4 protein-coding genes and 1 CRISPR repeat array are annotated in these 6,294 nt (G+C 36.0%); all 4 genes read left to right on the forward strand.

What is annotated here, in order from left to right; genetic code table 11:
* Positions 1 to 87 precede the first annotated feature (87 nt).
* The 4 genes from AB1422_05370 to cas2 are packed head-to-tail and all read left to right on the forward strand — an operon-like array spanning position 88 to position 4,800.
* Entirely contained in the window at positions 88 to 648 is a 561-nt protein-coding gene (locus AB1422_05370; protein ID MEW6618764.1) for a hypothetical protein, read from the forward strand.
* Positions 649 to 658: 10 nt separating this feature from the next.
* Positions 659 to 3,523: a CRISPR-associated primase-polymerase type A1 gene (locus AB1422_05375; protein ID MEW6618765.1), complete on the forward strand. Its 2,865-nt coding sequence runs from the start codon at positions 659 to 661 to the stop codon at positions 3,521 to 3,523.
* Position 3,524: 1 nt separating this feature from the next.
* Positions 3,525 to 4,520, forward strand: coding sequence for a CRISPR-associated endonuclease Cas1 (gene cas1 / locus AB1422_05380; GenBank protein ID MEW6618766.1), 996 nt, complete (start codon positions 3,525 to 3,527; stop codon positions 4,518 to 4,520).
* Between the two features lie 4 nt (positions 4,521 to 4,524).
* Positions 4,525 to 4,800 (forward strand): CRISPR-associated endonuclease Cas2, encoded by a 276-nt coding sequence (gene cas2 / locus AB1422_05385; GenBank protein MEW6618767.1) that lies wholly within the window; start codon positions 4,525 to 4,527, stop codon positions 4,798 to 4,800.
* A 192-nt stretch (positions 4,801 to 4,992) separates the two neighbouring features.
* A CRISPR array of direct repeats spans positions 4,993 to 6,293; the repeat unit is 37 nt; unit sequence GTAGGAAAATAAGACCTGATGAATAAGGGATTGCGAC.
* Position 6,294: the final 1 nt, after the last annotated feature.

A 6,294-nucleotide genomic window follows, 5' to 3' on the forward strand; every position in this document is an offset into this window, starting at 1 on the left:
AGTAAATTTCGTGTCTTCACACTATTTCTACTATCGGCAAAAGACCTTTCTTTATTTAGCTAATTCGTGCCAAAAACTTCTATCATATTGAGTCCTATCCAAAAACTTGAACATCGAGTAATAGCAATAGCGTTTATCTTTACCTTGATGGAAAATCTTCGTAACTATCTCTTTCAAAGATACACCGGTGTAATGCTCAAAAAGATAGATGGGAAATTCAAAGCATTCAACGAGTATATCAAAATAAATCCCGAGTTAGAGAAACGACTACAACAAAAGAATCTGCAGTATGAGAATAGTCCTAATAGGATTGTCTTACTTGAGATTTTAAAATGGAAGAATGAAGAGATTAAAGACGATTCTCTTACAAATATCCTGAAATTTATTGAAGACCTGGAAAGGGAAAAAGAGACTTCTAATTATGGCAAAATCTCTCTGTCAGATTTAAGGAACAATGGACCTCTTGCTCATGGAACTAAGGGTATATCAGAACAACTGCTAAAAGAGATTTATCCACCTTACGGAAAGGATGGATTATTTAATGATACCAAAACCTTCTTGATAAAGATTTGTGATTTTAAAGGGGAGTGGCATAATCCTTATGATATGATAAATCAGAAAATAATTGAATTGATGGAGCAACAGTAACGGATAAAAAATGGCAGGAGACAAAATAATTAGTTCATCCCTTTGGCATAAACTTATTTCTGAAGATAACCTCTACTCTGCCTGGCTTAAGGTAGCCGGGAATATGGGCGCAGGAGGAATAGATAGGGTTAGTATAGAGGATTTTCAACTAAATCTCCATGAAAATCTTGAGATTATCAAAACCCTGCTTGAGAAACAAGGGTATAACTTCTTACCCTTAATTAGGTTTGAAATAGATAAACCTTCCGGTGGTAAACGACCTTTAGGCATACCCGCGGTAAGGGATAGAATTGTTGAACAGGCTTTACTGATGGTGCTTCAACCAGTATTTGATAAAGATTTCCTCAATTGCAGTTATGCCTATAGACCAGGTAAATCTCCACATAAGGCGCTAAATAGGGTTGAGCAGTATCTAAAAAATGGCAATCATTGGATGGTAGATGCAGATATTGACTCGTTCTTCGAGACTATTGACCATAATCTGTTGATAAAATTTATTGAGCAGAAGATAAGTGATTTTAGAATAATTGAGCTTATAAAAAGGCTACTTACAAAAACAGGAGAGATAGAAGATAAAGGCATATCTCAAGGGGCAGTCATCTCACCATTATTGGCTAACATCTATCTTCATCAATTTGACTTAAAGATTACTGGATATGGATATAGGTTAGTAAGATATGCTGATGATTTCTTAATTCTATGTAAATCTAAGAATGAAGCAGAAGAAGCCTTTAATCTGGCGGCTCGCACTTTGGAGGAATTGCATCTAAGAATTAATGAGGCAAAGACAAAGATACATAATTTGGAGGATGGATTTATATTCCTGGGATACCAATTTAGCCCAAAAGGGAAAAGTCCTTCCCCAAAAGCAGTGGAAAGACTCAAAAATAAGATTAAAACGGAGGCTAATCAATTGAATCCATCAAAGGAACGATTGAGGAGTATTATTTGTGGTTGGAGAGGCTACTTTAAACTTGACCCAGAAAGAGATACGGATTTGATAAAGGCACTTGAGGAAATTTTAAACACAGAACCACAATCTATCCCTGCTCATTTAGCTCTCGCCGCTTGTGCTATAGAGGCTGGAGATATTAAAAAGGCTTATGAAATTGCCTCAAATAGAACAAAGTTGCCAGCTTCAGATGCCCCTGAAACTCATTATCAATGGGGTGTGGTTTATGATGAATTAGATAAGCCTGAGGAAGCCGCTGAAGAGTTCTTTAATACCCTGAAACTCAATCCACAACATAAAGATGCCTTTTATAGCTTAGGCTTACTTTATCTTAACCAGAAAAAGGTTGATAAATCTATTCGCTACTTTCAAAAGGCAATTCAGATTGACCCTGAGTTTGCCCTCTCCTATTATGGGCTTGGGTCAGCATTGGAACAATGGGGACTTCGTGGAGCTTCTGCAAAGGCATTTAAAAAGGCTTTTGAACTCAATCCAGAACTTAAAGAAAGTAGATGCATTAAAGAAGTAGAAAAAGGTAAAGAAAAACTACCATACAACGGATTGGATTTTAGCCTATTTTTAAATCTGTTTATGGGCAGAGAAGGGGTTTATGCTAAACAATGGGTTGATAGTGGTGGTAAAACAGGATATTTACCCGTAAGAAGTCCTTTAGGCGAAAAGGAAATTAAAGCACATTTATCTGGCGAGCAAACTATAGGAATGTATCTTATAAGAGCAGATAATACTGTCAAGGTAATGGTGATAGATATTGATGTAAATAAAAAGATGATACTCAAGTATAGCCTCGATGAGGAAATGATGAAAACATTTGATAAAAAGACACAGGAAGATGCTAATAAAATTAGTAGTTTTTGTAATGAATTGGGAATCAATGCCTATATTGAGGATAGTGGTTATAAAGGGAGACATTGCTGGTTTTTCTTTAAACAGCCTCTACGGGCTTCAGAGGTAAGGGAACTTGGGATGATTATTATGAAGAAGGTTGGTGAACCCGCAGAGGGTATTCATCGAGAACTCTTTCCTATACAAAATATGGTTTCTTCAGATGGCTTAGGTTGTCTGATTAAACTCCCATTAGGGAAACACAGGGTAACCCAAAAGCGTGCTCTATTTGTAGATTATAAGGGTATCCCTTATTCAGACCAGGCAGAATTTATAAAGGGAATAAAGTTGATAACCAACGAGGATATTAAACAGGCTATTGAAAGATTACATCTCGAAGTTCAACAAAAAGAAGAGATTTTAAAAGAGGAACCCCAAGATGAATCCATTCAGAAGGTCATTCAAGGATGTAATGTATTGAGATTTCTGGTTAATAAGGCAAAAGAAACAAAAGACCTTAATCACTACGAAAGATTAGTGCTACTTTATTCCCTGGGACATTTAGGTGATGAAGGCAAAAGATACATCCATTATGTTATGAGTCATTGCTTAAATTATAGTTTTCATATCACCCAGCGGTGGTGTAACCGACTTCAGTATTCTCCTATAAGTTGTCCCAAAATTAGAGACTGGTTATCTAATATTACGCCAGCCATAGGTTGTTACTGTGAATTTAAATTACCAGAAGGCGGCTATCCCTCACCAGTTCTTTACGCTAATCCCAATGCTACAAAACAAATGGGGATGAAAAAAGACGCTATAGTTAGTCAACATCAACCAGTTTATATTAAAGAAGAAAAACCAACAGCACTGGCAGAAGGAGAATCTATTGATGAGATAGTGAAAAGATATATTGAGCTTAAAAAACACAAAAGAACAATTGAATTAGACCTGCAAAAACAAGAGCATAGACTTAATTCGCTATTTGATACAAAAAAGACTGATTCTATCTTGACTGAATTTGGTGTATTAAATAGAATAAACCAGGAAGACAAAACTATTTGGATGATTGAGATTTAAAATGGCTACCTTATATTTAACCGAACAAGGTTCTGTAGTAAAGAAAAAGTCACGACGATTGGTAGTGGCTAAAAAAGAGGAGATTTTGGCAGAAGTTCCTACCTTCAATCTCGAAAGGGTAATTATCTATGGGAATGTCCAGATTACTACGCAGACATTAAACTTCCTTTTAGAATCAGGGATTGAAACAAGTTTTATGTCAACTCATGGGAAATTCCATGGCAGGCTTGCACCTATGGAATCAAAGAATATTCTATTACGAATTGCTCAGTATGAGCGATACTTAGATGAAGAGTTTCAAGTAAATCATAGCAAGAGAATAGTAGAGGCAAAGATAAAGAATGGGAGGACAATTATTCAGCGGTATATATCTAATCATCCAGAAGTAGATTTTGGAAATGTGGTTGAGGAACTTGCTCAGTCCTTAAAAAGTCTTCAAAACAAAGAAAGGGTTTCAACTATATTAGGCGTAGAGGGACAATCTACCGCTAACTATTTTCAAGCCTTTGGGAAAATGTTTAGAGGAGATCTAAAGTTTGCGGGGCGATGCCGGCGTCCCCCTAAGGACCCCATTAATGCCCTATTAAGTTTTGGTTATATGCTGATTACTAATGAAATATTATCCATCCTTTGCGCTATAGGTTTTGACCCTTATATTGGGTATCTTCATGGCATTGATTATGGTCGGCCATCACTTGCCCTGGATTTGGTTGAAGAATTTAGACATCCAGTAGTTGATAGATTTACCCTGAATTTGATTAATAACCATATCCTCTCTGAGGATGATTTTGAAAATAAGGGAGAGGAAGGAATCTATTTGAAAAAAGAAGCTCTGACAAAATATTTTGCTCAATATGAACAGATGATAACTCATTCATTTACAGATTTTTCTTCAAATGAAAAGATAAATTATAGACTCTTATTTAAAAATCAGGCTTATAAATTGGCTAAAACTATTCAGACAAAAGAACCTTATCAACCTTTTTTAGTGAGATAAAAAGATGTTTATAGTTGTTTCTTATGATGTCAGGAATGATAAAAAAAGGAATAAGATTGCTAATCTTATGGAAGATTATGGGACAAGAGTCCAATATAGCGTCTTTGAATGCCATTTAAATCAAAAAGTATTTGACAGGATGGTAAAGGATGTGTTAAAATATCTTCAGATTGAGAAAGATAGTCTGCGAATCTATAAGATTTGTGAAGATTGTATTTCAAGGATAGAGGTTTACGGCGTGGGCAGAGTAACAGAAGATGAAGAAGTAATTATTATTTAAAAACTGAGAATGGGGTTAGTGAAAAAATTGGTCCACCGAGAGGAACCTTGAAAAATAAGGGGAAATTGAGGTAAGTGGTGTTAAAAACAAGCAAAAATTTGTTTGATTGGAGGTAATTTTTTAATGAAAAAAAGGAGGTTATCGGAAAGTGGGTTATAAGTCTAATAGTATCAAGGGCAAAAACACACCGCAGTAGGAAAATAAGACCTGATGAATAAGGGATTGCGACTAATGATAAATTATCGTAGATGGAGGCTTCAAAAAGTAGGAAAATAAGACCTGATGAATAAGGGATTGCGACATAAGTAAGAAAATTATCAACATCTTGACTATATTTCGTAGGAAAATAAGACCTGATGAATAAGGGATTGCGACTTATCAATAGTAACAGTAGCTGCGGGTGGTGAAACTGATGTAGGAAAATAAGACCTGATGAATAAGGGATTGCGACATACCTAAATCCAGGTTTATAGCCTGGAGCTTTTTATAAGTAGGAAAATAAGACCTGATGAATAAGGGATTGCGACATAATTCTAATATATGCTCCATTTTTATACCTTCCATTTTTAGTAGGAAAATAAGACCTGATGAATAAGGGATTGCGACTGTTATAAATGCTATCCAAGAAAAGTTCGGAAGTCAAGCGTAGGAAAATAAGACCTGATGAATAAGGGATTGCGACTGTGGCACGGGAGGATGAAGAATCGTGTCACGGTCTGTAGGAAAATAAGACCTGATGAATAAGGGATTGCGACGTTGACCTCGACCAAAAAAAATAGCCCTCATTTGTTAGTAGGAAAATAAGACCTGATGAATAAGGGATTGCGACACTCCCGAAATGCCTGCTACCGCTATTTTTCTCATACTGTAGGAAAATAAGACCTGATGAATAAGGGATTGCGACAATACCATCGCAATTCTAAATTTTTTCATTTTACTTGTAGGAAAATAAGACCTGATGAATAAGGGATTGCGACACATAAAGGAGCACTACAGGACATTCTACTTTTGCGTAGGAAAATAAGACCTGATGAATAAGGGATTGCGACAAATGGTTGCGGTCCCGTAGATTTTCTTATCCGAGGTGTAGGAAAATAAGACCTGATGAATAAGGGATTGCGACATTTTTTGTCATCCATTCTTTAATTCGAGCAATTTTTTCGTAGGAAAATAAGACCTGATGAATAAGGGATTGCGACTTCTTCTATTTCTTGTTCTAATCCATATATATTCAGTAGGAAAATAAGACCTGATGAATAAGGGATTGCGACCTCCGTCTGCCGAACCAGATGAATTACTATTTCTTGAGTAGGAAAATAAGACCTGATGAATAAGGGATTGCGACGATATGAAGAATGGTCGTTTAGAGTAACTTCTCCTTGGTAGGAAAATAAGACCTGATGAATAAGGGATTGCGACGTAAAAATCTGTCTTCATTATTTATTAACCTCTTGATGTAGGAAAATAAGACCTGATGAATAAGGGATTGCGACA

This window comes from bacterium, assembly GCA_040757115.1.
Lineage (GTDB): Bacteria > UBA9089 > CG2-30-40-21 > CG2-30-40-21 > SBAY01 > JBFLXS01.

Bases quoted from the DNA above. Each gene is read 5' to 3' on its own strand.
- cas1 (MEW6618766.1), top strand. From the start codon at position 3,525: ATGGCTACCTTATATTTAACCGAACAAGGTTCTGTAGTAAAGAAAAAG.
- cas2 (MEW6618767.1), top strand. From the start codon at position 4,525: ATGTTTATAGTTGTTTCTTATGATGTCAGGAATGATAAAAAAAGGAAT.
- AB1422_05375 (MEW6618765.1), top strand. From the start codon at position 659: ATGGCAGGAGACAAAATAATTAGTTCATCCCTTTGGCATAAACTTATT.